24 protein-coding genes are annotated in these 24,663 nt (G+C 61.6%); 15 read left to right on the top strand and 9 right to left on the bottom strand.

Translation table 11 applies throughout. The features are described 5' to 3' along the window. The first annotated feature begins 413 nt into the window (after positions 1-413). Both AC07S6_RS21755 and AC07S6_RS21750 read left to right on the top strand, forming a co-directional pair. The gene (locus AC07S6_RS21755; protein WP_054921373.1) at positions 414-839 is read left to right on the top strand and encodes a DUF2231 domain-containing protein; all 426 of its coding nucleotides are present in this window, start codon (positions 414-416) and stop codon (positions 837-839) included. Beyond that, a complete protein-coding gene (locus AC07S6_RS21750; RefSeq protein ID WP_014718638.1) occupies positions 836-2,128 on the top strand; it encodes a PQQ-dependent sugar dehydrogenase in 1,293 nt (430 codons plus the stop codon). The genes AC07S6_RS21755 and AC07S6_RS21750 overlap by 4 nt, the downstream gene beginning before the upstream one ends. A 30-nt stretch (positions 2,129-2,158) precedes the next feature. Here AC07S6_RS21750 and AC07S6_RS21745 read toward each other — a convergent pair whose 3' ends face one another. Beyond that, positions 2,159-3,067: a LysR substrate-binding domain-containing protein gene (locus AC07S6_RS21745; RefSeq protein ID WP_495113021.1), complete on the bottom strand. Its 909-nt coding sequence runs from the start codon at positions 3,065-3,067 to the stop codon at positions 2,159-2,161. Positions 3,068-3,159: 92 nt separating this feature from the next. Between AC07S6_RS21745 and AC07S6_RS21740 the strand changes: the two genes are divergently transcribed. After that, entirely contained in the window at positions 3,160-4,143 is a 984-nt protein-coding gene (locus AC07S6_RS21740) for a DMT family transporter (RefSeq protein WP_495113020.1), read from the top strand. Next, the gene (locus AC07S6_RS21735) at positions 4,140-4,985 is read left to right on the top strand and encodes an alpha/beta fold hydrolase (protein ID WP_495113019.1); all 846 of its coding nucleotides are present in this window, start codon (positions 4,140-4,142) and stop codon (positions 4,983-4,985) included. Before AC07S6_RS21740 ends, AC07S6_RS21735 begins: the two co-directional genes overlap by 4 nt. On the opposite strand, the gene AC07S6_RS21730 is transcribed toward AC07S6_RS21735, so the two are convergent. Together AC07S6_RS21730 and AC07S6_RS21725 are read right to left on the bottom strand one after the other, a co-directional pair. Continuing rightward, positions 4,972-6,375: an MFS transporter gene (locus AC07S6_RS21730; RefSeq protein WP_019817168.1), complete on the bottom strand. Its 1,404-nt coding sequence runs from the start codon at positions 6,373-6,375 to the stop codon at positions 4,972-4,974. The two genes, AC07S6_RS21735 and AC07S6_RS21730, sit on opposite strands and share 14 nt — an antisense overlap. Positions 6,376-6,518: 143 nt before the next feature. Continuing rightward, positions 6,519-7,049 carry a GNAT family N-acetyltransferase gene (locus tag AC07S6_RS21725; protein WP_495113018.1) on the bottom strand — a complete coding sequence of 177 codons (531 nt, stop codon included), beginning with the start codon at positions 7,047-7,049 and terminating at the stop codon, positions 6,519-6,521. Positions 7,050-7,492: 443 nt separating this feature from the next. Between AC07S6_RS21725 and proP the strand changes: the two genes are divergently transcribed. Then, positions 7,493-8,995 carry a glycine betaine/L-proline transporter ProP gene (gene proP / locus AC07S6_RS21720; RefSeq protein ID WP_014718644.1) on the top strand — a complete coding sequence of 501 codons (1,503 nt, stop codon included), beginning with the start codon at positions 7,493-7,495 and terminating at the stop codon, positions 8,993-8,995. A 53-nt stretch (positions 8,996-9,048) separates the two neighbouring features. Next, the gene (locus tag AC07S6_RS21715; protein WP_020302594.1) at positions 9,049-9,555 is read left to right on the top strand and encodes a GAF domain-containing protein; all 507 of its coding nucleotides are present in this window, start codon (positions 9,049-9,051) and stop codon (positions 9,553-9,555) included. Here the strand turns inward: AC07S6_RS21715 and AC07S6_RS21710 are convergent. Continuing rightward, on the bottom strand, positions 9,530-10,453 hold the full coding sequence (locus AC07S6_RS21710) for an AraC family transcriptional regulator (RefSeq protein ID WP_495113017.1): 924 nt from the start codon (positions 10,451-10,453) through the stop codon (positions 9,530-9,532). The genes AC07S6_RS21715 and AC07S6_RS21710 overlap by 26 nt on opposite strands. Before the next feature lie 163 nt (positions 10,454-10,616). Here AC07S6_RS21710 and AC07S6_RS21705 point away from each other — a divergent pair, with 163 nt between their 5' ends. Continuing rightward, on the top strand, positions 10,617-11,639 hold the full coding sequence (locus AC07S6_RS21705) for an alpha/beta hydrolase (RefSeq protein ID WP_054921359.1): 1,023 nt from the start codon (positions 10,617-10,619) through the stop codon (positions 11,637-11,639). Further along, positions 11,636-12,826 (top strand): MFS transporter, encoded by a 1,191-nt coding sequence (locus tag AC07S6_RS21700; RefSeq protein ID WP_495113016.1) that lies wholly within the window; start codon positions 11,636-11,638, stop codon positions 12,824-12,826. Before AC07S6_RS21705 ends, AC07S6_RS21700 begins: the two co-directional genes overlap by 4 nt. Here AC07S6_RS21700 and AC07S6_RS21695 read toward each other — a convergent pair. Then, on the bottom strand, positions 12,819-13,640 hold the full coding sequence (locus AC07S6_RS21695; protein WP_495113023.1) for an AraC family transcriptional regulator: 822 nt from the start codon (positions 13,638-13,640) through the stop codon (positions 12,819-12,821). The two genes, AC07S6_RS21700 and AC07S6_RS21695, sit on opposite strands and share 8 nt — an antisense overlap. A gap of 102 nt (positions 13,641-13,742) precedes the next feature. Between AC07S6_RS21695 and AC07S6_RS21690 the strand changes: the two genes are divergently transcribed. After that, positions 13,743-14,954: an MFS transporter gene (locus tag AC07S6_RS21690; protein WP_003190861.1), complete on the top strand. Its 1,212-nt coding sequence runs from the start codon at positions 13,743-13,745 to the stop codon at positions 14,952-14,954. 424 nt (positions 14,955-15,378) lie between these two features. On the opposite strand, the gene AC07S6_RS21685 is transcribed toward AC07S6_RS21690, so the two are convergent. Next, the gene (locus AC07S6_RS21685; protein WP_014718650.1) at positions 15,379-15,693 is read right to left on the bottom strand and encodes a DUF2834 domain-containing protein; all 315 of its coding nucleotides are present in this window, start codon (positions 15,691-15,693) and stop codon (positions 15,379-15,381) included. Positions 15,694-15,885: 192 nt separating this feature from the next. Here AC07S6_RS21685 and AC07S6_RS21680 point away from each other — a divergent pair, with 192 nt between their 5' ends. Next, positions 15,886-17,595 carry an amidase gene (locus AC07S6_RS21680; RefSeq protein WP_495113015.1) on the top strand — a complete coding sequence of 570 codons (1,710 nt, stop codon included), beginning with the start codon at positions 15,886-15,888 and terminating at the stop codon, positions 17,593-17,595. A gap of 161 nt (positions 17,596-17,756) precedes the next feature. Here the strand turns inward: AC07S6_RS21680 and AC07S6_RS21675 are convergent, their stop codons facing one another. Continuing rightward, entirely contained in the window at positions 17,757-17,990 is a 234-nt protein-coding gene (locus AC07S6_RS21675) for a DUF6434 domain-containing protein (protein ID WP_060764241.1), read from the bottom strand. 154 nt (positions 17,991-18,144) lie between these two features. Between AC07S6_RS21675 and AC07S6_RS21670 the strand changes: the two genes are divergently transcribed. After that, a complete protein-coding gene (locus tag AC07S6_RS21670; RefSeq protein WP_186527553.1) occupies positions 18,145-18,576 on the top strand; it encodes a nuclear transport factor 2 family protein in 432 nt (143 codons plus the stop codon). A gap of 7 nt (positions 18,577-18,583) precedes the next feature. Here AC07S6_RS21670 and AC07S6_RS21665 read toward each other — a convergent pair whose 3' ends face one another. Next, entirely contained in the window at positions 18,584-19,909 is a 1,326-nt protein-coding gene (locus AC07S6_RS21665) for an aminotransferase-like domain-containing protein (protein WP_495113014.1), read from the bottom strand. Positions 19,910-19,998: 89 nt separating this feature from the next. On the opposite strand from AC07S6_RS21665, the gene AC07S6_RS21660 reads away from it, so the two are divergent. From AC07S6_RS21660 to yghX, 3 genes are read left to right on the top strand one after another with little or no spacing between them, the layout of a single operon-like run. Next, the gene (locus AC07S6_RS21660; protein WP_495113013.1) at positions 19,999-20,889 is read left to right on the top strand and encodes a DMT family transporter; all 891 of its coding nucleotides are present in this window, start codon (positions 19,999-20,001) and stop codon (positions 20,887-20,889) included. A gap of 48 nt (positions 20,890-20,937) precedes the next feature. Then, positions 20,938-21,432: a PaaI family thioesterase gene (locus tag AC07S6_RS21655; RefSeq protein WP_495113012.1), complete on the top strand. Its 495-nt coding sequence runs from the start codon at positions 20,938-20,940 to the stop codon at positions 21,430-21,432. A gap of 44 nt (positions 21,433-21,476) precedes the next feature. Next, positions 21,477-22,364: a YghX family hydrolase gene (gene yghX, locus AC07S6_RS21650; protein WP_495113011.1), complete on the top strand. Its 888-nt coding sequence runs from the start codon at positions 21,477-21,479 to the stop codon at positions 22,362-22,364. Positions 22,365-22,517: 153 nt separating this feature from the next. Here the strand turns inward: yghX and AC07S6_RS21645 are convergent, their stop codons facing one another. Further along, complete coding sequence (locus tag AC07S6_RS21645) at positions 22,518-23,390, bottom strand: LysR family transcriptional regulator (RefSeq protein ID WP_223023793.1); 873 nt, start codon at positions 23,388-23,390, stop codon at positions 22,518-22,520. Positions 23,391-23,519: 129 nt separating this feature from the next. Between AC07S6_RS21645 and ampC the strand changes: the two genes are divergently transcribed. Next, positions 23,520-24,662: a class C beta-lactamase gene (gene ampC / locus AC07S6_RS21640; RefSeq protein WP_495113010.1), complete on the top strand. Its 1,143-nt coding sequence runs from the start codon at positions 23,520-23,522 to the stop codon at positions 24,660-24,662. Position 24,663: the final 1 nt, after the last annotated feature.

The following is a 24,663-nucleotide window of genomic DNA, read 5'->3' as shown; positions in this document are numbered from 1 at the left end:
TGCCGAGTGGTGGGGCAAGAGCGTTTTGCTTACTTTTGCGCTTTTCAAAAGTGAGCCGCCGTCAGGGCGGAACCCTAGGTGGCCGTTACCTAAATAACGGATATGTACCCGGTCCAACTGTGTTGACTGTTAGGCCGCCTTCGCAGGCAAGCCAGCTCCCACAGTTGGATGGTGGGGTGTCAGGTAGATAGATGTCGGCTGTCAGGCCGTCACGGGAGCAAGCTCCCTCGCCACAGGTTCAGCGTCGCACCAAAATTGTGTAGATACCTATGCATATGCAGGGGAACGCCGGATCGAAACACACCTCGACACGCCCTCCCAGTGAACTTTCTTGCAAATGCCATGCTCCTTTCCTATGCGAAGTCAGCGCGCCCTGAGCCCAGGGTGCAGAACGATAAGGAGCCGCCACCAACATGACTACCCTCTCCACTTACCCCGTCGTCAGGCCTGGGCCGTTGCACGGGACTTTGCTTGCCGGCACCGTGCCGTTGTTTCTCGGGGCCTTGCTCAGTGATATCGCCTACGGCCAGACCTACCAGATCCAATGGGCCAATTTTGCCTCCTGGCTGATCGCCGGAGCGCTGGTGTTCTGTGGTTTTGCCCTGCTGTTTGCACTGGTCAACCTGGTGCGCGCCGAACACAAGGGCGGGCGCCCGGTGGCGTACTTCCTGCTGTTGCTGGGCACTTGGGTGCTGGGGCTGGTGAACGCCTTTCAACATGCCAAGGATGCCTACGCCATGATGCCTGCTGGCTTGGTGCTGTCGGCGATCGTCACCGTGCTGGCGATTGTCGCCACCTGGATCGGCTTGACCAACCTGCGCTCAGGAGCTGCCCGATGAAACCACTCAACACACTGACCCTGCTCAGCGCCGCCCTGTTGCTGAGTGCCTGTGGCGGCGAAGGTGACAAGACCCAGGCGCGCGGCCCTGACCCCAAGCTGCCCGAACAACAAAGCAGCCTGTTGCCGAGCATGAAGATTGCCGAGCCCACGCCGTGGGGCGATCAAAAGCCCAAGGTGCCCGAAGGCTACAGCGTCACCGCCATCGCCACCGACCTTGCGATCCCGCGCCAGACCCTGGTGCTGCCCAACGGCGATATCCTGGTGGCCGAAGGCCGTGGCGGCAGTGCGGCCAAGCTCAAGCCCAAGGACGTGATCGCCAGTGTGATCAAGGCCCAGGGCAACACCAAGGTCAAGGGCGGCAACCGCATTACGCTGCTGCGTGACGCCGACGGTGACGGCACCTATGAACTCAAGACGGTATTCGCCGACAACCTCAACGCTCCCTACGGGCTGGCATTCGCCGACGGCAAACTGTATGTGGCCAACCAGGACGCACTGGTGCGCTTTGACTACGCCGACGGCCAGACCAAGGCCAGCGCCCCGCCCGTCAAAGTCACCGACCTGCCGGCGCAGATCAACCATCACTGGACCAAGTCATTGGCCGTGAGTGACGACGGGCGTCAGCTGTATGTGGGCATCGGTTCCAACAGCAACATCACCGAACGCGGCATGGAAGTGGAGATCGACCGCGCAATGGTCTGGCAGATCGATGCCGCCACCGGTGCGCATAAGCCCTACGCTACGGGCCTGCGCAATCCGACGGCGCTGACCATCCAACCGGGCTCAGGGCAACTGTGGACCGTGGTCAACGAGCGCGATGAACTCGGCCCCGACCTGGTGCCAGACTACCTGACGTCGGTGCGTGAAGGTGCCTTCTACGGCTGGCCCTACAGCTACTGGGGCCAGAACGTCGACCCCCGCGCACAACCGCAGAACCCGGCCAAGGTGGCTGCCGCGATCAAACCCGATTACAGCCTGGGCTCCCATGTGGCCGCGTTGGGCGTGGATTTTTCCATCCCCGCCATGGGTGAAAAATTCGCTGACGGCGCGTTTGTCGGCGAGCACGGCAGTTGGAACCGTGACAACCCAGTGGGCTACAAGGTGATCTTCGTACCGTTCAGCAACGGCAAGCCCGCGGGCGAGCCCATCGACTTTGCCACCGGCTTTCGCGGCGACGATGGCAAGACCCGCGGGCGTCCAGTGGGGGTGACGGTGGACCCCAAAGGCGCGCTGATCATTGCCGACGACCTGGCCAATACGATTTGGCGCGTCACGCGCAACCAATAACCGCAGATGACAGGGGCAGCGACGCCCCTGTCAGCCGTCACTTTGCAATTGTGCGTCAAGCCAGGCCAACAACGCCGTGACCTCCTCCCGACTGCCCGCCCCTTGCTGCCTGTAGACCGAAATAGCCTCGGGCAAAAACACGCTTTCTGCGCAGGGCCGCACCAGCGCCCCACTCTCAATCAGCCGGCTTGCGGTACGACGCCAACCCATGGCGATACCGTGCCCTTCCACGGCGGCTTGCAACATCAGCGGGTAACTGTCGAAGGTGGCACTGCGCGCATCCCTGGCCAACGTGTGGCCGAACATCTGCAGCCACTCATCCCATTCCATCAAGTGCGGCGGCTCGGAGCTGTGGTGCAGAAATGTGCAGGGCTGTAATTCAGTCAGCGCTAACGGCTTTTCCGGGCATAGGTAGCCGGGGCTGCACACCGGGAACACCTCGTCGGAGGCGGTGAACATCAGCGTATGGCTGCCACTGGCACGCCGGGTACTTTGCAGGGCCACATCGAAATGCCCGTCGAACTGGGTGATCGGCCGCGTGCAGGTCACCACCTGGATCTCGATCTGCGGGTATTGCTGGTGGAAGGTCGCGAGACGCGGCATCAACCAATAGAACGCCTCGCATAGCTGGCACAGCAGTACCACGCGATTGCGCTGCGGTGATGTTCTCAGGCTGACCGCGCCCTCACTGATGCTCTGCAAGGCCTGGCTGACCACCCGCCCCAGCTCACGCCCTTCTTGCGTCAGGAACACCCCACGGTTGCGCCGACAAAACAGCTTGACCCCCAGGTTGTCCTCCAGCCCGCGAATCTGCCGACTGATAGCGGCCTGGGTGAGGTGCAATTCATCGGCCGCCTTGGAGAAACTCTCCAGGCGCGCCGCCGCTTCAAACGGCAGGAGGCTGGCCAGAGGCGGTAAGGTTTTGCCAAGTGCATTCATAATCTGTGGTTATGCATCCAAGGCTGAAAACTCGTTTGTAGCACAGCCGCAGCGCTGGGCACCATGAATCCCTCACTTCATGGAGCAGCCTGATGACCAGCGCCCGCGCCTCACTCTTTACCGGTGTGATATTGGCCGTTGTCGCCACCCTGGGCTGGGCGCTGAACTTCATTGCGCCCTACGTCACCGGCGTCTACAGCCTCTACGACTTGATGGCCGTACGGTTTCTGATGGCCGGTGGGCTGGGTCTCGTCTGGATCATGGTGTGCAGGGCGCAATTGAGTGTACTCAGCACCGGCCAGTGCGTACTGGCGGCAGCACTGGGCGCACTGGGTTGCCTCGGTTATGGCGTGTGCATTGCTGCCGGCGTGATGTTCGGCGGCCCGGTGCTGACGCCAGCGTTTGTCGGCATGGTCCCGGTGCTACTGGCGTTGATAGGCAACGCCAGTCACAAGACCCTGCAATGGCGCCAGTTGGTGATGCCGTTGTCCTGCCTCACCATGGGGCTGTTGCTGGCCACGGTCAGCAGCCTCCAACTGCCCGCCTCCGGCACCGGTTCCTGGCTGGCGGCTTTGTGCTTCTCCCTGGGCGCAGTGGCCTTGTGGCTGGGGTTCAGCGTCATCAATCAACAGCAACTGGCGCGCCTGCCAGCCAGCGCAACCGGCCTGTGGACTGCGCTGATGCTGTTAGGCGCAGGCGGCGCGGCGCTGTGCCTGCTGCCATGGCTATACGCGCTGGGCTTGTTCCGGTTGCCGACCCTTGGCGCGGGCTGGAACCAGGCATGGCCGCTGTATGCCTGGAGCCTGGGCATCGCCGTGATGTCTACGGTGGTCGGCGCCTGGGCCTGGAACGCGGCAACGCAGCGCCTGCCCATGGTACTGAGTGGCCAATTGATTGCCCTGGAATCACTCTTCGCCAGCCTGCTCGGTCTAGGCTTTCACCGGCGCTGGCCGACGCCAATGGAAGCCGTGGGCCTGGCTGCCGTGCTCGTCGGCGTGGTCATGGCGGTTCGTATCCTCCTGGCGCAGGCAAAACCCGCCACAACCCATCAGACCTTAGGGGAGACTCAACCATGACCCATTCAAACGACGCACTGGTACTGCCCCACACCTTTGACTTCCACAATCAAACCGTGCGCTGGGGCCAGCTGGGTACCCAGGGGCCGGCGCTGGTGATGGTGCATGGCACGCCGTTCTCTTCCCATGTGTGGCGGCGTATCGCGCCCTTGTTCGCCCAGCAGTACCGCGTGTTCTATTACGACCTGCTTGGCTATGGCCAGTCTGAACAGACGCCGGGCCAGGACGTGTCCCTGGGCGTGCAAAACCTGTTGCTCGCCGCCCTGCTACACCATTGGGGCCTGGAACGTCCTCATGTGCTGGCCCATGATTTTGGCGGCGCCACGGCGCTGCGTGCGCATCTGCTCAATGGCTGCGACTATGCCAGCCTGACCTTGATCGACCCCGTCGCCATGGCGCCCTGGGGTTCGCCGCTGGTGCAGCATGTGCGCCGCCATGAACAGGCCTTGAGCGACGCGCCGGCCTATATCCATGAGGCGATTGTGCGTGCCTATCTACAGGGCGCCGCCTTCACGCCGCTACCTGCCGAGGTGCTGCACGCCTACGTCACGCCCTGGACAGGCGAGGTTGGCCAGCCCGCCTTCTATCGCCAGATTGCACAGATGGACCAGCGCTATACCGACCAGATTGAAGAGCGGCTCGCCGAGCTGCGTTGCCCGGTACAACTGCTCTGGGGCGAAGAAGACCAATGGATCAACGTGGCACAGGGCGACGCGCTCGCAGGTAGATTAGGTGCACACTACCTGCGCGTCCCGCGTGCGGGGCATCTGGTACAAGAGGACGCGCCCGAGGTCATCGTCGCTGCCTTGATGACCTTTCTAGGCGGCGTTACAGGTCAGTGATTTCCTTGTGGCGCGGCACCAGCGTCTTCATCACGCTCCAGGCCACCAGGTAAGCCAGGGCGCAGATGGCAAACATGATCATGTAGCCGGTATGGATGTCGTTGATGGACTTGTAATAGTCGAACACCCAGCCACCGATCTTGGTCATGAGCACGCCACCCAGGCCACCGGCCATGCCGCCAATGCCGACCACCGAGGCCACGGTTTTCTGCGGGAACATATCGGACACGGTGGTGAAAATGTTGCATGACCACGCCTGGTGTGCCGAAGCGCCCACACCGATCAGCAACACCGGCACCCAGAAGCTGAGGTAACCCAACGGCTGCGCCAGCAACACCACCAGCGGGAACAACGCAATCACCAGCATGGCTTTCATGCGCCCGTCATAGGGGGCATCGCCGCGCGCCATGAAGTAGCTGGGGAACCACCCGCCGCCAATACTGCCGACCATGGTCATGCTGTACAGCACCGCCAGCGGCATCACGATATCGGCGCCTTTCATGCCGTACTGGGCAGACAGGTAGGTGGGCAACCAGAACAGGAAAAACCACCACACGCCGTCGGTCATGAACTTGCCGAAAGCAAACGCCCAGGTCTGGCGGTAGGTCAACAGTTTGAACCAGGAGACTTTCTTTCCTGCGGTGCCCGTCGGTGCCGGGGTAAATGGTTGTACGGTCTGGTCGCTACGGATGTAGGCGAGTTCCTCAGGTGATAGGCGTTTTTGCTGTTCCGGTTTTTCGTAAACGGCGGCCCACACGGCTACCCAGACAAAACCCAGCATGCCGATGACCATAAACGCCGCCTCCCAACCCCACAGGCCGGCAATCAGAGGGACACAGATCGGCGCCAGGATCGCGCCGACGTTGGCGCCGGAATTGAAGATACCGGTGGCCAGGGAGCGTTCTTTCTTGGGGAAATATTCGGCAGTGGCCTTGATCGCGATCGGGAAGTTACCCGCTTCGCCAATCGCCAATACCGCCCGTGAGAGCATGAAGCCGGCAATCGACACCGGAATCACCGCCAGGCCAATGGCACCACTGACCGCTGCGATACCCTCGCCCATCGGCACCGCAAACGCATGCATGATCGCGCCGGTGGACCAGATACCAATGGCTACCACATAGGCGGCCTTGGTGCCGATCCTGTCGACGAAGCGCCCGGCAAACAGCATGGAAATGGCGTAGACGAACTGGAACACCGCCGCGATGTTGGCGTAATCGGTGTTGCTCCAGCCAAACTGCGTTGACAGTTGCGGTGCCAAGAGGCTGAGCACCTGGCGGTCGAGGTAATTGACCGTGGTCGCGAAAAACAACATCGCGCAGATCGTCCAGCGATAGCTGCCGACCGCCTGGCCGACACGAAGGGCACTGATGGGCTCGTTCAGATTCATGGCATCACTTTTTATTTTTGTTAGGTAGGACATATGTAACGTCATATGTCGTCGTACAACTGCGAGTTTTATAACGAGACGCCCACGCAGTGTCAATCGCAAAGATTGCCGCTTATCCAGGATTTACGTGAATCAGAAAAATGTCAGAGCTGTGCAGTTGTAGGACGACAAACCCTGAACACTAGGCTGGGCGCTTGACCGGGGACATCATCCAGCAGGCCAAAGCGTTGCATGCCGAGCTTCTCCAATACGCGGATCGACGCAGCATGATCGGGCCGCACTAACCCGAAGACTTCCGGTAGAGATCGCGTGTCAAACGCCAGAGCCAGGGCATCCCGCCCCAGTTCAGTGGCATACCCCTGCCCCCAGGCCTCGACGGCCAGGCGATAGCCAAGGTTGATGCGCCGCTGCGTCAGGTAGTTAAGTGGCGCAATGCCGCCAAACCCGATGATGTGCTCGGGGCTCTCTTTGCGGGCAATCGCCCACCAGCCGTAGCCCTGGGAGATCCATTGCTCCAGCCAGTGATCCAATAGCCGTTGTGCCGCATCCAGGTTGGGCAGCGGGCCGGCAGGATTGAACAAGTTGGTCTGTGGATCGCCGAAGATCGCGAACAATCGCTGAACGTCTGCGGGTCCTGGTTGGCGGTAGGTAAGGCGTGAATAGCTGCATTGCATATGAAAGACTTCCCTGCTTTGCCTGACTAACAATGACAATTCCCCTGTGGGAGCGCTCGAGCTTTAGCGAGGCCGCGATGGCGATAGTTCAGGCAACACAACTGCCAACAGTACCGCCGCCCTCGTCACCTCGCCGGGGCTCGACAACTCCCACATCGGTTATGCGCCTGGCACAAATCCCTGTAGGAGCGGGCTTGCCTGCGAAGGCGGTGTGTCAGTCACTGAATCTTTGACTGAACCACCGCTTTCGCAGGCAAGCCAGCTCCCACATTTGATCTGTTTTGCCAATAGCCATGCTTCGGCCTCCAGAACCCGGCATTTTTACCCCCGTGAGAAAAAATACACAAAGCGGTGAATTATTTCGTGTCCACTTGTATCTGAACTGACAGAGCGGTGCCATCGTAGCGATGGCACCTCCCCTGTTCAGCTTTTGAGTGGCCCGCATGAAACTACGTAAAAAACGCGTCAAACCCATCGGATTGAAAGACATCACCATTGTCGACGACAACAAGATGCGCAAGGCGATCACCGCCGCCGCACTTGGCAATGCCATGGAATGGTTCGACTTTGGCGTCTATGGCTTTGTCGCCTATGTGCTGGGCAAGGTGTTCTTCCCCGACGCTTCCCCCAGCGTGCAGATGATCGCAGCACTGGCCACCTTCTCCGTACCTTTCCTGATTCGCCCGCTGGGCGGCCTGTTCTTCGGCGCACTGGGCGATAAGTACGGGCGGCAAAAAGTCCTGGCCGCCACCATCGTGATCATGTCCTTGAGCACCTTTGCCATCGGCTTGATCCCCGGCTATGCCTCCATTGGCATCTGGGCCCCGATCCTGTTGCTGCTGTGCAAAATGGCCCAGGGTTTCTCGGTGGGCGGCGAGTACACCGGCGCGTCGATTTTCGTGGCTGAGTACGCCCCGGACCGCAAGCGCGGATTCCTTGGCAGCTGGCTGGACTTCGGCTCCATCGCCGGTTTCGTGCTCGGCGCGGGTGTGGTGGTGTTGATCTCCACCGTGCTCGGTGAAGCCGAATTCGAGGCCTGGGGCTGGCGCCTGCCGTTCTTCCTCGCCCTGCCCCTGGGCATCATCGGCCTGTACCTGCGCCACGCGCTGGAAGAGACCCCGGCGTTTCAACAGCATGTCGACAAACTCGAACAGGGTGACCGCGAAGGCTTGAGCCACGGCCCTAAAGTCTCGTTCAAGGAAATCGCCACCAAGCACTGGCGTAGCCTGCTGACCTGCATCGGTATCGTCGCGGCCACCAACGTGACCTACTACATGCTGCTCACCTACATGCCGAGCTACCTGTCCCACAACCTGCACTATGCCGAAAACAGCGGCGTGCTGATCATCATCGCGATTATGGTCGGCATGTTGTTCGTGCAGCCGTTCATTGGTTTTGTCAGCGACAAGATCGGCCGCAAGCCGTTCATCATCGCCGGCAGCATCGGCCTGCTGTTCCTGTCGATTCCGGCCTTCATGCTGATCACCAGCGGCAAGACCGGCCTGATTTTCGGCGGCCTGTTGATTCTGGCGGTGGTGCTGAACTTCTTTATCGGCGTGATGGCGTCGACCTTGCCAGCAATGTTCCCCACCCATCTGCGCTACAGCGCCCTGGCCAGTGCGTTCAACGTCTCGGTACTGATCGCCGGTGTTACGCCGACCGCCGTGGCCTGGCTGGTGGAGAGCACCAACGACCTGTACATGCCCGCCTATTACCTGATGGTGTTTGCAGTGGTTGGACTGATCACGGGCCTGACCATGAAGGAAACCGCCAACAAGCCCCTGCGTGGCGCGGCCCCGGCGGCTTCCGACATGGAAGAAGCCAAGGAGCTGCTGCAGGAGCATCACGACAATATCGAGCAGAAAATCGAAGACATCGATGCCGAGATTGCCGCGCTGCAAACCAAGCGGGAAAACCTGGTACAGCAACACCCGCGCATCAACTAATAACCTGACTGTGCGTGGTCGCGGCCTGCGACCACGCCATTGGAGCGTTCAGCATGGTTTCAAGCGTCACCGCCGCACACAGGTTACTCAGCGCAGACGAGCGCGCCGCCATTGCCGAAATTGAAGCAACCACCAACATCCTCAAGCTGGTCACTCGTCTGACCGGGATGAGATTCGCCGGTATCGCCAAGTTCACCGACCAGGAATGGGTGGTGTGTTCGGCCTACGACCCGCTGCAAATGGGCATCAACGTCGACGACGTACTCGACCTTGAAACCACCCTGTGCAGTGAGTTCTGCATCAACCCACACACCCTGTTCATCCCCCAGATCAGCCAGAACGGCCGTTTCGCGTCACGCCCGGTGGTCAAGCAATACGCCATCGAAAGCTACGCCGGTGCGCCGATCTTTCTGCCCGATGGCCGCCTGTTCGGGGCGCTGTGTGCGCTGGACTCACGGGCCATGCTGTTCGACGACCCCAACCTGCCGGAAACCCTGAGCCTGTTCGCACGGCTGATTGGCTGCATCTTCTACGCTAATCTGACGCCGGCGGATCACTGACACCCGCCCTGCCCCGCAGTGTCGCCATATCACGCTTGGGCGGCACCCCGAACAGCCGGCTGTACTCACGGCTGAATTGCGACGGGCTCTCATACCCGACTTTGAACGCGGCACTGGAGACATCCTGGTGCTCGTTCAACATCAATCGTCGTGCTTCATTCAGACGCAGCCATTTCTGGTATTGCAGCGGGCTCATCGCGGTCAGTTGCCGGAAGTGATGGTGAAAGGTCGCCGCGCTCATTTGCACCCGCGCTGCCAGCTCTTCCACACGCAGGGCCGCGTCGAAATTCAACTTCAGCCAGTCGATCGCCTTGGCAATTCGATAGCCCTGCCCGTCCACCGAGCAGATCTGGCGCAGTCGGCCGGCCTGGTCGCTTTTCAATAGCCGGTAATGAATCTCGCGCTGGATCAATGGCGCAAGTACCGGGATAGCCTCGGGTTCATCCAGCAACGCCACCAGGCGCGCGAATGCGGCCAGCATGCCGTCGGTGACCGTGCCGATCCCCACGCCCTTCATGACCGCGCGCTCACGCACCGGTGGCAAGCCACCCTGGGCGATCAGCTCGGCGAGCATGCGCAGGTCCAGCTTGAACGTCAGCCCCAGGCACGGCTGCTCGGGGCTGGCCGCCAGCACCTCGGAATTGGCCGGGATGTCCAGCGACGTCACCAGGAACCGGGACGTGTTGTAGGGGTAGCCCTCGCCACCGACCCACAACTGCTTCTCGCCCTGGGCCACCAGCACGATGCACGGCTCAACCATGCACACCACCGGCGCAGCGGGTTGCTCACGCCGATAAAAGCCCAGGCCGGGGATCGGCATGGCGTAGTCGCCGGACGACGGGGTGCGCGAACCAATCGACTGGATCAGCGCGTTCAGTGGGGTGGGAGTGGACGTCATGACAGACCCTTTCAATGCTTCATTGCACTTTACCCGCGCAAGTCACGGGCGTCGTCACCTGGCCCTGAAACTCAGAGGATCAGGCAAGTAATCCACTCAAATGCACTACAGAAGCCCTGCCGTCACCCGGAAAATGTGCTGACACTTCACGAGGAACCCCCCTATGAAACGCCTCTTGCTCGCCCTGGGTTTGTTGGTGACTTCTCTTTCTTCATTTGGAGCCGATATGTCTAACGGTGCGGATAACTTCTACAGCAGCGACACAGTGACGGCCGAGCCTGTCACCTTCAACAATCAATACGGCATGCAGGTCGCAGGCACGCTGTTCGTGCCCAAGCACCTTGCCCCAGGCTCAAAGCACGCAGCCCTTGTCGTCGGCCACCCGATGGGCGCCGTCAAAGAGCAAAGCGCCAACCTCTACGCCACCAAAATGGCTGAACAGGGCTTCGTGACCCTGTCCCTGGACCTGTCGTTCTGGGGCCAGAGCGCTGGCACACCACGCAACGCGGTGTTGCCCGACCTCTACGTGGAAGACTTCAGCGCCGCCGTGGACTTTCTCGGCACTCGCCCACAGGTCGACCGGGAACGCATCGGTGCCATCGGTATTTGTGGCAGCGGCAGTTTTGTGATCAGTGCTGCGAAGATCGATCCGCGTCTCAAGGCAATCGCCACCGTCAGCATGTACGACATGGGCGCGGCCAACCGCAATGGCCTCAAGCACGGCATGACCTTGCAACAGCGCCAGCAGATCCTGCGCCAGGCCGCCAACCAGCGCTATGTAGAGTTCCAAGGCGGCGAGACCCTCTACACCGGTGGCACGCCGCAGAGCCTTACCGGCGACCCGGTCGGCGACGAGTTCTACGACTTCTACCGCACCCCCCGCGGCGAAGTCACCCCGGCAGGCGCCTCATCGCAGACCACCACCCGGCCGACGCTGACCAGCAACGTCAAGTTCATGAACTTCTACCCCTTCAACGATATCGAGACGATCTCGCCGCGCCCACTGCTGCTGATTACCGGGGCCAACGCGCACTCCCGTGAATTCAGTGAAGACGCCTATCAACGCGCCGCCGAGCCCAAGCAATTGCTGATCATCCCCAACGCCGGCCATGTAGACCTGTACGACCGCGTCGAACTGATCCCGTTTGACACGCTCACCACCTTCTTCCAGAGCCACTTGCAGTGAGTTCCGTTACCCCTCAACCGCAACGCTGGGGCGCGGTGCTGGCGATGTCGCTCGCGGCGTTTGCCTTGGTCGCCTCCGAGTTCATGCCGGTCAGCCTGTTGACGCCGCTGGCCGCTGACTTGCACATCACTGAAGGCCAGGCCGGCCAGGGCATTTCCGTGTCCGGGGTGTTTGCCTTGCTCACCAGCCTGGTGATCGCGGCGGTTGCCGCGAGGATGGATCGCAAGCGCCTGCTGATGGCCCTGACCCTGCTGATGATCGTCTCTGGCAGCGTGGTGGCGTTCGCACCGAATTACGCGGTGTTCATGTTCGGGCGCGCATTGATTGGGGTGGCGATTGGCGGTTTCTGGTCGCTGTCGGCGGCCACGGCAATGCGCCTGGTCGAGCCCGCCCAAGTGCCAAGGGCCTTGGCCATCGTCAACGGTGGCAACGCCCTGGCGACGGTGATCGCGGCGCCGCTGGGCAGCTTTCTTGGCGGCCTGATTGGCTGGCGCGGCGCATTTTTTTGCGTGGTGCCGGTCGCCGTGATTGCGCTGGCCTGGCTGTGGCTGAGCTTGCCTGCGCTCAAGCACAGCGGCGCAGCGAACACCGGCAATGCGCTGCGCCTGCTGAAAAACTCCAAGGTGGCCGTGGGCATGTGCGCCGTCAGCCTGTTCTTCATGGGCCAATTCATGCTGTTCACTTACTTGCGGCCATTCCTGGAAGGCGTGACCCGGGTCGAGGTGTCCATCCTGTCATTGATGCTGCTGGTGCTCGGCCTGGCCGGCCTGGCGGGTACGGTGTTGATTGAGCATTTGCTCAAGCGTCACCTGTACCCGACGCTGATTGCCATTCCGTTGATCATGGCCGGCATTGCCCTTGCGCTGGTGGGGTTCGGCGGTTCAGCGATTGTCACCACTCTGCTGTTGGGCTGCTGGGGCCTGGTAGCGACAGCTGCACCGGTTGGCTGGTGGACATGGCTGGCGCGCACCTTGCCCGACGACGCTGAGGCCGGCGGGGGGTTGATGGTCGCCATCATCCAGTTGGCGATTGCCGCCGGTGCCACCGTCGGTGGTGTGGCATTCGACTTGAGCGGTTATCAGGCCACCTTCGAGTTGAGCGCCGCCTTGCTGGTAGTCGCCACACTGCTGGCTTACCTGGCATCCCGGCGCCCTGCTCACGCGCGCATGGCGAGCGACGCTATTTGAAAAAATGACTCGGCGTTTTGCCAAACTGTTTCTTGAACATGCTGGTAAAAGCGCTGGGGCTTTCGTAGCCCAATTCAAACGCCACATCAATGATCTTCTCCCCCACCGCAATGCGCTCCAGCGCCAGCAGCAACCGCGCCTGCTGGCGCCATTGGCCGAAGGTCATGCCGGTTTCCTTACGGAACAGGCGCTGGATGGTGGTCTGGTCCAATCCCAACCGCGCACTCCAGTCGGCGACGGTGGAGGCATCACTCGGTTCATCCTGCAACGCCAGGCAGATCGGGCTCAGGCGCGGGTCGGCAGGCTGGGGCAGCGACAGCGGCAAGGCCGGGAGAATGGCCAGTTCGTCAAGAATCAGGTGCATGATCCGCGCGTCGCGTGAATCCTCGGCATACGGCGGTTTCAAGCTCACCGAGGCCTTGATCAGTTCACTCAGCAGCGGCGAAACCGTCACCGTCTTGGGCTCGGCCGGCAAGTTGGGGAAGCTGTCCGGGCGCACGAACACGCTGCGCATCTTCAGCGTACCCACGCAACGCAGTGAGTGAACTTGACCGCAAGGCATCCAGAAGCCACGATTGGGCGGCACCGTCCATTGCCTCAGGGCCGAGTACACCACCATCACACCGCCAATGGCGTACAGCAGTTGGTGCTTGTTGTGGCTGTGTTCGGGGATCACCCAGTTTTCGGGGTAATCGGTGGCCGAGCTGATGACGGCCCAGTCGCCCTCGTCGATTTCTCGCAGAAATTTATCCAGTAATTTGATCATTTCGCCCTTTTTGCGATGGTTTCTGCCCGAATTGCGCGAGACAGGCATTGGCGCCGAATCTAGCATAAACGCCGAGTCCAGATGGAGTGGCGGTTCACATCACCGCCGCCCGCCTCCACGCCTGTCAGCTGCCTTGTACGGAATGCCCGCATGTCCACAGTCACAGCGTCACCCGCCGCACCTTCGACCAGCCCGCAAGTAAGCCCCTTAGTCATGCGCGTCCTGGGCGCCTGTGCCCTCGCGCACCTGATCAATGACTTGATCCAGGCTGTGCTGCCATCGATCTACCCGATGCTCAAGGCCAACTACGGCCTGAGCTTCACCCAGGTCGGCCTGATCACCCTGACCTTCCAGTTGACCGCCTCGCTGCTGCAACCGTGGATCGGCTACCACACCGACCGCCACCCCAAACCCTGGTTATTACCAGCGGGCATGGTGTGCACCTTGATCGGCATCCTGATGCTGGCCTTTGTCGGCAACTTCCCGGCGATATTGCTCGCGGCGGCGCTGGTGGGTGTGGGCTCATCGACCTTCCACCCGGAAACCTCCCGCGTCGCACGCCTGGCTTCCGGTGGGCGCTACGGCCTGGCGCAATCGACCTTCCAGGTCGGCGGCAACACCGGCAGCGCTTTCGGCCCGCTGCTGGCGGCGGCGATCATCATTCCCTACGGCCAAAGCCACATTGCCTGGTTCGGCCTGTTTGCGGTGTTCGCCATCCTGGTGCTGTACGGCTTGAGCCGCTGGTACCGCCACCACCTCAACCTGTTCAAGCTCAAGCAAGGCAGCCAGGCAACCCACGGTTTGTCCAAAGGCCGCGTGACCTTCGCCCTGGTGGTATTGGCTGTGCTGGTGTTTTCCAAATACTGGTACATGACCAGCCTGACCAGTTACTTCACGTTCTACCTGATCGAGAAATTCCAGCTGTCGGTAGCCAGCTCGCAGATGTACCTGTTCCTGTTCCTCGGCGCAGTGGCCGTGGGCACCTTCGCCGGCGGCCCGATCGGCGACAAGATCGGCCGCAAGAAAGTCATCTGGTTCTCGATCCTCGGCGCCGCACCGTTCACCCTGGCCCTGCCCTACGTCGACCTGTTCTGGACCGCCGTACTCAGCGTGGTCATCGGCTTTATCATCGCCTCGGCGTTCTCGGCCATCGTGGTGTTTGCCCAGGAACTGGTGCCGGGCAATGTGGGCATGATCGCCGGGATATTCTTCGGCCTGATGTTCGGCTTCAGCGGGATCGGCGCGGCGCTGCTCGGGATGCTCGCTGACCATCACGGCATCGAATACGTGTACAAGCTGTGTTCGTTCCTGCCGCTGGTGGGCATCCTCACGGTACTGTTGCCGTCGACCAAAGGCGTTTGATCGATCACGTCGCCCCATAGCCGTAGTTATCTACAACTTTGGGGCGACGCGGGACCTGTGGCGAGGGAGCTTGCTCCCGTGACGGCCTGCCAGCCGACGCATATTTATCTGACACCACTAGATCCAAATGTGGGAGCTGGCTTGCCTGCGATGGCGGCCTGCTAGCCGAAGCCTATCTACCTGACACCCCCACGATCCAGATGTGGGTGGCTTGCCTGCGATGACCCTAGGTATCGACACAATTCCGTAGCGCTCAACGGTAACCACGATGCGAAGAGAGCCGCTCTTGATCTGCTATGGATACGTCCACAATCCAACTGTGTTGACTGCCAGGCCGCCTTCGCGAGCAAGCCAGCTCCCACTTTGGACGTCGTGCGTCAGGTAGATCAGCGTCGCTGGCAGGTCGTCACGGGAGCAACAAGCCTCACTTCATGGCCCGGCGAGAAAATCCATTAACCACGATATAGAGCAAAGGCCCTACCGACACAAACACTGCCGTCAGTAAAAAATACGGCAGCACTGAGGCCATCGACCGCCCTCGCCCACGCGCATCCCGGTACATCCACACACACGCCAGCACCGCCATCAGATACAGGTCAATCACCACCTGTGCCGTATCGGGTCTGGACATCAGTTCCCATCCAAATGCCAACAGTGACTGCTCGGCCGTGAGCATGGTCGCCACGGTATAGACGGTGAATCCCAGCAAGGCCGCCAGGGCGATATAAGGTTTTTGCATGGTCTCTTCCTTGAAGTGCAACGTTAATCAACGCGGCCACCTTAGCGATAAAGGGCGGCCACTCGCAATGTTGCTGACGCCTTGCGCGGGGATGTCGTTCCCGCCGCCTACGCGAAGTAGGCCGCGCTGGTTTTGTGAAATATCTGTACGTAGACTGCCGCCATACCCCCACTTGAAGGCGGCGAAAAAAACGTGATGCAAGTTACTGAAGTCTCCATTGCCCAATTGCGCGCTGCGCTTGAAGCCGGCCAGACCACGGCGGTCGAACTGGTGCAGGCGTACCTGGCGCGGATCGATGCCTACGATGGCCCGCAGACGGCCACCGCGCTGAACGCCGTGGTGGTACGCAACCCCGATGCGCTCAAAGAAGCCCAGGCGTCCGATGCGCGCCGCGCCAAGGGGCAAACCCTGGGGCCGCTGGATGGTATCCCCTACACGGCCAAGGACAGTTACCTGGTCAAGGGCTTGACGGCTGCATCCGGCAGCCCGGCGTTTGCCAAGCTGGTGGCCCAGCGCGATGCCTTCACCATTGAGCGTCTGCGTGCCGGTGGCGCTATCTGCCTGGGCAAGACCAACATGCCGCCGATGGCCAATGGCGGTATGCAGCGTGGCGTGTACGGTCGCGCCGAAAGCCCCTACAACGCCGACTACCTCACCGCGCCGTTTGCGTCGGGTTCCTCCAACGGCGCTGGTACCGCCACCGCCGCCAGCTTTGCCGCGTTCGGGCTGGCTGAAGAAACCTGGTCCAGCGGTCGCGGCCCGGCCTCCAATAATGGCTTGTGTGCCTACACGCCGTCCCGTGGCGTGATTTCGGTGCGCGGCAACTGGCCACTGACCCCGACCATGGACGTGGTGGTGCCTTATGCACGCACCATGGCCGACCTGCTGGAAGTGCTCGACGTCGTGGTGGCCGAAGACCCGGACACACGTGGTGACCTGTGGCGCCTGCAACCCTGGGTGCCGATCCCCAGCGTCACCTCGGTGCGCCCGGTGTCCTACGCGGCGCTGGCAGTCAACAGCGAAAGCCTGGCCGGCAAGCGCTTTGGCGTGCCGCGCATGTACATCAACGCCGACCCGGAGGCTGGCACCAGCGAAAAACCGGGTATCGGCGGCCCGACCGGACAAAAGATCCACACCCGCGCCACGGTGATCGAACTGTGGCAAGCCGCGCGCCAGGCATTGGAAGCGGCGGGTGCCGAAGTGATCGAAGTGGATTTCCCGCTGGTGTCCAACTGCGAAGGCGACCGCCCCGGCGCACCGACGGTGTTTACCCGTGGCCTGGTCTCTAAAGAGTTCCTCCACGACGAACTGTGGGAACTGTCTGCTTGGGCCTTCGATGACTTCCTGCGCGCCAACGGCGACCCGCACCTGAACCGCCTGGCCGATGTGGACGGGCCGAGCATCTTCCCCCACGACCCCGGCACCCTGCCCAACCGTGAAGACGACCTGGCCGCCGGCATGGACGAATACGTGCGCATGGCCCAACGCGGCATCACGCCATGGGACCAGATCAGCACCGTGCCCGACGGCCTGCGCGGCTTGGAGCAAACCCGGCGCCTGGACCTGGAAGACTGGATGGACACCCTCGGGCTGGACGCCGTGCTGTTCCCCACCGTGGCCGACGTAGGCCCGGCGGATGCCGATGTGAACGAAGCGTCTGCCGACATTGCCTGGAGCAACGGCGTGTGGGTGGCCAACGGCAACCTCGCCATCCGCCACCTGGGCGTGCCCACCGTCACCGTGCCGATGGGCGTGATGGCGGACATTGGCATGCCGGTGGGGCTGACCTTCGCCGGGCGTGCCTATGACGATTCGGCGCTGTTGCGCTTTGCCTCGGCGTTCGAAGCCACCGGCAGCAAACGGATGATCCCGCCGCGTACGCCACCGCTGGCGGCTATCTAGCTGGGCTCCTCATTCAAATGCGGGCTTGCTGTGGCGAGCAAGCTTGCTTGCGCTGGGGTGCGTAGCGCCCCAAAAAAGCCGGCTCCAGCTGCGCTGTCGAGCGGGAGCAAGCTCCCTCGCCACAGCAAGCCCGCTCCCACACTTTTTGTTCATATTTCAGTTCAAACACCGTGGTGCGAGGACCGAAGCACCTCGTTGCGACGCTGCCACTCCTCCACCACATCCCCCAAAGTCTTGGGTGTACCGTTACGAATCCACGCCATGAATGGACGGTTGAACTTGAACGCCGGGCCACACTGCTCAAGCATAAAGCGGCGCACGTTCTGGGTGTTTTTATAGCTAGGGGTGAGGGGTGTAGCGCGGGTGATGACGTCGCTGTGCCAGTCAAAATCCATGATGTACCTCGGCTGCGCGGATGGTGATGAACACTCTAGCGCCTACTCACCTCAAGCTTCTGCAAAATTTCACTTTCCTTCCGCCTTGAGAATATTGCATGGTTGTACGACGACATACCTCGTCGTATTTCTTAACAACAATAAGGAAACACCCATGTCCAACTTCAAAGTGCTGATCGGATTTCTGTGCCTCTTCTCCGGCTACGTCGCCGCCGCGCCCGGCGCCGCCGAGAAGGATGTAGCCCAGGCAGTCGATCAATTGACCCAAGCCATGCTGCATCTGGACCTCAAGCAGCTTCATGCACTGACGTCCGACAAGCTCACCTACGGCCATTCCAGCGGCAAGGTGCAAAACAAGGCGCAATTCATTGCCGACCTGGAAACCCATACCAGCGCATTCAAAACCCTGGAGATGCAAAACCAGACCATCACCCTCAACGGCGATACCGCTCTGGTGCGCAACCACTTCCACGCCTTGGCAGTGAACAGCGGTGTGGACACACCAACCGATATCGACAACTTCCAGGTCTGGCAAAAACAGCATGGCAAATGGCTGCTGATTGGTCGCCAGGCTTACAAGTACTGAAGATCGCTCACCACGCCACCACCTTGCGCACCTTCACCAGCGCCTCACGCAACGCCGCCATGGGCACCGAACCCAGGGCCAGGCGCAGCGCGTGGGGCACCTGGGCCGAGACCGCGAACGGTTCGGCGGTTGAAACCGAGATGCCTGCGCGCTGCAAGGTCATGGCGACCTGATCGGCGCGGGCGTCTTCCGCCAACAGTAGCCACAGAAAGTAGGAGGACGGGTGGCTGATGGTCTTCACACCGCCCAGCACCTGTGCTGCCAACGCCTGACGGGCCTGGGCATCCGCACGCTTTTGCGCCTCCAACTGCGCCACCGTGCCGTCCTCGAGCCAGCCCACCGCAATCGCGCTCATCACCCCCGGCACGTTCCAGGTAGTGGCCATGATCGTGCGTTCCAAGCCGCTCACCCAAGCCATAGGCGCAGCGATAAAGCCCACGCGTAAACCGGTGGCGACACTCTTGGACAGCCCGCCGATGTACACCGTGCGCTCGGGTGCGAGGGTCGCCAAGGGCGGCGGCGCTTTTTCGGCGAGAAACGCATAGGCGCCATCCTCGATGATCATCAGGTTGTGCTGCCGGGCGATTGCCACCAAACGCTCGCGCTGCGCCAGGCTCATCACCCAGCCCAGCGGGTTATGCAGGGTCGGCATGCTGTACACCGCTCGCACCGGGCGCTGGCGACACAGGCTGTGCAGGTGGTCAAGATCAGGGCCGTTGGCTGTGACTGGGATGGCGACCAGTTCCAGGTGCAGGGTTTCGGCCAGCACCTTGAACCCCGAATAGGTCAGTGCATCCACCGCGACCACATCCCCAGGCTTGAGCAAGGTCATCATGCTCACCGCCAGGCCATGCTGGGCGCCGCTGACCACCAGCACCTGCTCGGCTTGCACCGTCAACCCTCGGTTCAACAAGTGCCGGGCCACGGCGGCGCGCTCGTGCACACGTCCGGCATGGGGCTGATAACGCAGCAACGCCTCCAGATCGCCGGACAGGGCGAGTTGGCGCAACGCCGTGCGCAGCAGCTCGGCCTGACCCGGCAAAGACGGATAGTTGAAATTCAGGTCCAGCAAACCCGCCGCAACCGTCATCTGCCCGCTGCCCTGCCCCGGTGGCAAGGCAATCTCACGCACAAAGGTGCCGCGCCCGGTTTCTCCACTGACCAGGCCCATGGCTTCCAGCTCGCTGTACACCCGGCTGGCAGTGACCAGCGCCAGGCCATGCTCGGCGGCCAATCGCCGATGGGTAGGTAACCGCGTGCCGGGCTGCAATTGGCCGCTGCGGATGGCCTCGGCGAAGGTATCGACCAGCGTCTTGTAGCGAGCACGGGGCATAGGGATGTATCCATGACAATTTTTTGATTGTCTTAATCTTCAATCCTAGGATGCCCAGCACGCAACTGCCATTTTCGGACAGGTCCCCCATGGAACGCACTTCTCCTCTCGGCACTCTGGACAGCAGCACCCAGGGTTGGATCAACGGTTTTATCGGCGTGGTGATTTTCAGCGGCTCGCTGCCAGCCACGCGCCTGGCGGTGATGGAATTCGATCCGGTGTTCCTGACCATGATCCGCGCTACCCTCGCGGCGCTACTGGGGTTGTGCCTATTGGGGGTATTCAAGGAAAAACGCCCCACGCGCCAGCAATGGGCACCGCTGGTTATCGTCGCGCTTGGCGTGGTGATCGGCTTTCCACTGCTGACGGCCCTGGCCCTGCAGTACGTGACCTCGGCCCACTCCATCGTCTTTATCGGCCTGCTGCCACTGGCTACGGCGGTGTTCGGTATGCTGCGCGGCGGTGAACGGCCGAGGCCGGTGTTCTGGTTGTTTTCGATCCTGGGCAGCCTGTTGGTGATGGGATATGCCGTTGCCCAAGGCTTGAGCGCCGCACCCGCGGGCGATGTGTTGATGCTGTTGGCCGTGCTGGCATGCGGCCTGGGGTATGCCGAAGGCGCCAAGCTGTCGCGCAGCCTGGGCGGCTGGCAGGTGATCTGCTGGGCGCTGGTGGTGTCGCTGCCGGTGGTGGCGCCCTTGAGCCTGCTGCTGGCGCCGTCCACCCTCAGCGGTATCAGCCTGCCGGCGTGGTTGAGCCTGGGCTATGTGGCGTTGTTCAGCATGTTGATCGGCTTTGTATTCTGGTACCGCGGCCTGGCCCAGGGCGGGATTGCCGCGGTCGGCCAGTTGCAGTTGCTGCAACCGTTCTTCGGCCTGGCGCTGGCGGCGGGTTTGCTGCATGAACAGGTCAGCCTGGGCATGGTGCTGGTGACGGTGGCGGTGATCGGCTGCGTTGCCGGGGCGAAGAAGTTTGCTCGCTAACCCCTGGCCTGCTAAATAGAAGCGTCGCCCAAACAACAAGGACTCTGCATGCACAGCGTTTCTCTCCAGGACACCACGGCGCCGGAAGGCATCTGTTACGGCTGCGGCAGCAGCAACCCTCATGGCCTGCACATCAAGAGCCGCTGGGATGACGATGGCGTGCACGTCATTGCCGAGCACCAACCCGAGGCCAAATACAGCGGCTGGCCAGACCTGGTCTACGGTGGCCTGATCGCCATGCTGGTGGACTGCCATTCCAACTGGACCGCCATGGCCTACCACTACCGCGCCGAACAGCGTGAACCCGGCAGCCTGCCGCGCATCGACTGCGTCACCGGCAACCTGGGGATCAAATTCATCAAGCCCACGCCCATGGGCGTGCCCCTGGTCCTGCGGGCGCGGGTCGAAGGCGAAATCGGTCGCAAAAGCCGGGTGATCTGCGAAGTGTATGCAGGCAGCGTGCTCACCGCCGTCGGCGACTCGGTGTTCGTGCGCGTCGACACCGGGCAACTGGCCGCTGCTGCCCATGGCCGTGCGGTTTGATCCTGGTCTACAGTGACGGCAACCGCTAATCGAGGACTGCACCGATGACTCGTCTGACCGCGAAAGACTTTGCTCCCGAACTGCTGGAACTCTACGACGGCTATGCCCACGGCAAGATCAACCGCCGCGAATTTCTCGACCGCGCCGCGCTGTTCACCCTCGGTGGCCTCACCGCTTCGGCATTGCTCGCGGCCCTGAGCCCCAATTACGCCCTGGCCGAACAGGTGAAATTCACCGACCCGGATATCGTCGCCGACTACATCACCTACCCCTCGCCCAAAGGCAACGGCACCGTGCGCGGCTATCTGGTGCGCCCAGCCAAGGCGGCAGGCAAGCTGCCAGCCGTGGTGGTGGTGCATGAAAACCGGGGCCTGAACCCCTATATCGAAGACGTCGCCCGACGCCTGGCCAAGGCCGGCTTTATCGCCCTGGCCCCGGACGGCCTGACCTCGGTGGGCGGCTACCCTGGCAATGATGAAAAAGGCGTCGCCCTGCAGCAGACCGTCGACCCGACCAAACTGATGAACGACTTCTTCGCCGCCATCGAGTGGCTGATGCAGCACGACAGCAGCACGGGCAAAGTCGGCATCACCGGGTTCTGTTACGGCGGTGGCGTGACCAATGCAGCGGCGGTGGCCTACCCGGAACTGGGCGCGGCAGTGTCGTTCTACGGGCGCCAACCCGACGCCAAGGACGTGCCGCGTATCAAGGCGCCGATCATGTTGCATTTCGGTGAGCTGGATACACGCATCAATGAAGGCTGGCCGGCGTATGAGCAGGCATTGAAGGCCGCGGGGAAGAGGTATGAGGCGTTTATCTACAAGGGCGCCAATCACGGTTTTCATAATGACTCGACACCGCGCTATGACGAAGCAGCGGCGAACCTTGCCTGGGAACGCACCTTGGGATGGTTCCGCCGATACCTCGCCTAGCCAAGCGCTGACTGTGGGAGCGGGCTTGCCCGCGAATGCAGTATGTCAGTCGCTGCACCTGTTACTGCACGACCGCTATCGCAGGCAAGCCAGCTCCCACCTTTGATCTTCGTTGCTTTGGGCATTGCGTTCGCTAGACTGATCGGCTTCACCTCAGGCAACACTTGCCTGCAACCACCCTTTGAACGCCAACATCGCGGGTGTCTCAGCCCGCGACTGCAAGCGCGTCAACCAATAGCTGCCGGTGGTGATCCCCACCTCGAACGGCTGGCGGATCACATCGTTCTCCAATTGCCGTGAAAACATCAGGGCTGGCGCCAGTGCTACGCCAGTCCCTTGCAGCGCGGCCTCCATCATCGCCAGCGAAGAGTCGAACACCACGCTGCGCGGCATCCGTGTATCGCTGGGCAAACCAGCGGCCTGGAACCACAGGTTCCACTCATCGGCACGGTAGGAACGCAGCAAGGTGTGCTTCAGCACGTCAGCCGGGCTGTGCAGTTGTTCGGCAATCTGCGGCACGCACAACACCGTCAGCGGTGCCTCAAGCAAGGGGCAGGCGTCGGTGCCGTGCCACGCGCCGGCGCCAAAGCGGATGGCATAATCCAGGCCCTCGGCGGCGACATCCACGCGATTGTTGTGGGTGGACAAGCGCAAGTCGATCAACGGGTAGCGGCTGTGAAAATCCGCCAGGCGTGGCAACAACCAGCCCACCGCAAAGGTACCGACCGCCCCTACCGTCAGGACTTCACGGTAATGGCCGCCTTCAAACTGATCCAAGGTCAGGGCAATACGGTCGAAGGCGTCACGCAGCACAGGCAGCAGGGATTCACCTTCACTGGTGAGCATCAAGCCCCGTGGCAGGCGCTTGAACAGCGTGACGTTGAGTTGCGCTTCGAGACTTTTGACCTGATGACTGACCGCCGCCTGGGTCACGCACAGCTCAATGGCCGCACGGGTAAAGCTCAAATGGCGCGCCGACGCTTCGAAAGCGCGCAACGCATTGAGCGGCAGGTGGGAACGCAACATGGCTTGACCCAAATTTTTCTAATGGCAGGTGCGAGATATCATCGTTTGCCGGCGCCCGGAAATCCACCTACATTTGCCACGCCTGCGCAGGTTCCGATCGTCATTGCCTTATTTACATGGAAGCGAACCATGAAACACACCCTGAAAAAATATGCGGTTTCAGCTTTGTTGCTCGGCGCTGGCAGCTGCATGGCCGCCACCGATATGCGCCAGGTCGTGGACAGCCACGTCACCCCTCTGATGAAACAGCAAGGCATCCCGGGCCTGACGGTCGCGGTCGTCCAACACGGCGAGGTGCAATACTTTAACTACGGCGTCGCCGCCAAAGACACCCAGGCACCTGTCACCGAAAACACCCTGTTCGAAATCGGCTCAGTGAGCAAAACCTTCAACGCCACCCTAGGCGGGTATGCCCAGGCCATCGGCAAGCTCAAGCTGTCGGACATGACCAGCCAACATCTGCCCGTCCTGGCTGGCAGCGCGTTCGATCGCATCAGCCTGCTGCAACTGGCCACTTACACCGCCGGCGGCCTGACGCTGCAGTTTCCAGATGCCGCCGACAGTGCAACCACCATGATGGATTACTTCCAGCATTGGAAACCCACTTATGCGCCGGGGGAACAACGCCTTTACTCCAACCCCAGCATTGGCCTGTTCGGTTACGTGACCGCAAAAAGCCTGGGCCAGCCGTTCACCGTCGCCATGGAAAAAACCCTGCTGCCCAAGCTGGGCTTGACCAATACCTATACTCGCGTCCCCGCCGACAAGGCCGGCCAATCCGCCCAGGGCTATGACAGCCAGCAGAAACCGGTACGGGTCAACCCCGGCGCCCTGGACTTCGAAGCCTATGGCATCAAGAGCAGCAGCCAAGACCTGGCCCGCTACGTGATCGCGAACATGCATCCGCAAACCCTGGAACAACCGGTGCAACAGGCCATTGCCACCACTCACGCCGGCTACTACACCGTCAACGGCATGACCCAGGGCCTGGGCTGGGAACGCTACCCCTACCCCATCAGCCTGCAAGCGTTGCTGGACGGCAACTCCACACCGATGGCGATGGAGCCGCACAAGGTCACCTGGCTCAAACCCGTCCAGCCGCAGCCTGCCAATGTGCTGTACAACAAAACCGGGTCCACTGGCGGCTTTGGTGCGTACGTGGCGTACGTGCCAAGCAAGGACATGGGGGTGGTGATTCTGGCGAACCGGAACTACCCGAATGCCGAACGGGTGAAAGTAGCGCACGCGATCTTGAGTGCGATGGACCAATAAG

The sequence above is a fragment of the Pseudomonas sp. GW821-FHT07B01 genome (genome assembly GCF_059419065.1).
Note: the sequence above shows the minus strand (reverse complement) of the source record. Positions and strands in the feature narration are given on the sequence as shown.

Bases quoted from the DNA above. Each gene is read 5' to 3' on its own strand.
- AC07S6_RS21735 (WP_495113019.1), top strand. From the start codon at position 4,140: ATGACCCATTCAAACGACGCACTGGTACTGCCCCACACCTTTGACTTC.
- AC07S6_RS21670 (WP_186527553.1), top strand. From the start codon at position 18,145: ATGTCCAACTTCAAAGTGCTGATCGGATTTCTGTGCCTCTTCTCCGGC.
- AC07S6_RS21710 (WP_495113017.1), bottom strand. From the start codon at position 10,453: ATGACGTCCACTCCCACCCCACTGAACGCGCTGATCCAGTCGATTGGT.
- AC07S6_RS21645 (WP_223023793.1), bottom strand. From the start codon at position 23,390: ATGTTGCGTTCCCACCTGCCGCTCAATGCGTTGCGCGCTTTCGAAGCG.
- AC07S6_RS21755 (WP_054921373.1), top strand. From the start codon at position 414: ATGACTACCCTCTCCACTTACCCCGTCGTCAGGCCTGGGCCGTTGCAC.
- AC07S6_RS21655 (WP_495113012.1), top strand. From the start codon at position 20,938: ATGCACAGCGTTTCTCTCCAGGACACCACGGCGCCGGAAGGCATCTGT.
- AC07S6_RS21705 (WP_054921359.1), top strand. From the start codon at position 10,617: ATGAAACGCCTCTTGCTCGCCCTGGGTTTGTTGGTGACTTCTCTTTCT.
- yghX (WP_495113011.1), top strand. From the start codon at position 21,477: ATGACTCGTCTGACCGCGAAAGACTTTGCTCCCGAACTGCTGGAACTC.
- AC07S6_RS21695 (WP_495113023.1), bottom strand. From the start codon at position 13,640: ATGCCTGTCTCGCGCAATTCGGGCAGAAACCATCGCAAAAAGGGCGAA.
- AC07S6_RS21745 (WP_495113021.1), bottom strand. From the start codon at position 3,067: ATGAATGCACTTGGCAAAACCTTACCGCCTCTGGCCAGCCTCCTGCCG.
- ampC (WP_495113010.1), top strand. From the start codon at position 23,520: ATGAAACACACCCTGAAAAAATATGCGGTTTCAGCTTTGTTGCTCGGC.
- AC07S6_RS21715 (WP_020302594.1), top strand. From the start codon at position 9,049: ATGGTTTCAAGCGTCACCGCCGCACACAGGTTACTCAGCGCAGACGAG.
- AC07S6_RS21690 (WP_003190861.1), top strand. From the start codon at position 13,743: ATGTCCACAGTCACAGCGTCACCCGCCGCACCTTCGACCAGCCCGCAA.
- AC07S6_RS21750 (WP_014718638.1), top strand. From the start codon at position 836: ATGAAACCACTCAACACACTGACCCTGCTCAGCGCCGCCCTGTTGCTG.
- AC07S6_RS21660 (WP_495113013.1), top strand. From the start codon at position 19,999: ATGGAACGCACTTCTCCTCTCGGCACTCTGGACAGCAGCACCCAGGGT.
- AC07S6_RS21685 (WP_014718650.1), bottom strand. From the start codon at position 15,693: ATGCAAAAACCTTATATCGCCCTGGCGGCCTTGCTGGGATTCACCGTC.
- AC07S6_RS21665 (WP_495113014.1), bottom strand. From the start codon at position 19,909: ATGCCCCGTGCTCGCTACAAGACGCTGGTCGATACCTTCGCCGAGGCC.
- AC07S6_RS21725 (WP_495113018.1), bottom strand. From the start codon at position 7,049: ATGCAATGCAGCTATTCACGCCTTACCTACCGCCAACCAGGACCCGCA.
- AC07S6_RS21675 (WP_060764241.1), bottom strand. From the start codon at position 17,990: ATGGATTTTGACTGGCACAGCGACGTCATCACCCGCGCTACACCCCTC.
- proP (WP_014718644.1), top strand. From the start codon at position 7,493: ATGAAACTACGTAAAAAACGCGTCAAACCCATCGGATTGAAAGACATC.
- AC07S6_RS21730 (WP_019817168.1), bottom strand. From the start codon at position 6,375: ATGAATCTGAACGAGCCCATCAGTGCCCTTCGTGTCGGCCAGGCGGTC.
- AC07S6_RS21740 (WP_495113020.1), top strand. From the start codon at position 3,160: ATGACCAGCGCCCGCGCCTCACTCTTTACCGGTGTGATATTGGCCGTT.